A 1,033-nucleotide genomic window follows, 5' to 3' on the forward strand; every position below is an offset into this window, starting at 1 on the left:
ATCACGAGTTAACGTGCCAGTAAGAATAGTAGGTTGATCGTTGTTCTTCAATCCAGATACAGTGTACGTTAATATAGGATCTGCATCACCATATACTTTGGTTTTCGCTTCTGCTTGTATCGTTAGTAAAGCAGGTGTAATGGTTAGATTTGCCGATTGAAAAGCCAAAGTATAATTGGTAGATGCTTGTATGGTCCCTTGAGTAATAGAGTATGAACCCACTTCTTCTCCATTGTCACGAACTAATACACCTGAAATACTTGTTTGTTGGTCATTATTTTTTAATCCAGATACAGTGTAAGTTAACACAGGATCAGTATCTCCATAAACTTTCGTTTGCACATCGGCTGTTACCGTTAGTACAGCAGGAGTAATTGCTAAATCAGCTGCTTGATAAACTAAGGTATAATCTGAAGGTGCACTTAAACTGCCTTGTTGGATTTCATAGGTACCCACAGACTCTCCTACTTCACGAACTAAACTACCCGTAAGAATAGTAGGTTGGTCGTTGTTTTTTAATCCAGAAACCGTATAGGTTAAACCAGGATCAGTATCTCCATAAATTTTCGTTTGCGCATTCGCTTTTACTGTTAGTACGGCGGGAGTAATTGTTAAATCAGCTGCTTGATAAACTAAGGTATAATCAGTTGGTGCACTTAAACTGCCTTGTTGGATTTCATAGGTACCCACAGACTCTCCTACTTCACGAACTAAACTGCCCGTAACACGATCAGTCCCTTGTAATCCTGAAACCGTATACGTTAAAACAGGATCGGTATCTCCATAGATTTTCGTTTGTGCATTCGCTTTTACTGTTAGTACAGCAGGAGTAATAGCTAAATCAGCCGCTTGATAAACTAAGGTATAATCTGTAGGTGCACTTAAACTACCTTGTTGAATTTCATAGGTACCCACAGACTCTCCTACTTCACGAACTAAACTGCCTGTAAGAATAGTAGGTTGGTCATTGTTTTTTAATCCAGATACAGTGTAAGTTAACACAGGATCAGTATCTCCATAAACTTTCGTTTGT

The 1,033-nt window shown here is 38.7% G+C and carries 1 protein-coding gene; it reads right to left on the reverse strand.

Annotated elements, in window-relative coordinates; translation table 11 throughout:
• On the reverse strand, positions 1–1,033 hold a 1,033-nt coding region (locus AWV75_RS18995; protein ID WP_317038695.1), incomplete at both ends, for an MBG domain-containing protein.

It is taken from the genome of Myroides odoratus, assembly GCF_001549985.1.
Taxonomy (GTDB): domain Bacteria; phylum Bacteroidota; class Bacteroidia; order Flavobacteriales; family Flavobacteriaceae; genus Flavobacterium; species Flavobacterium odoratum_A.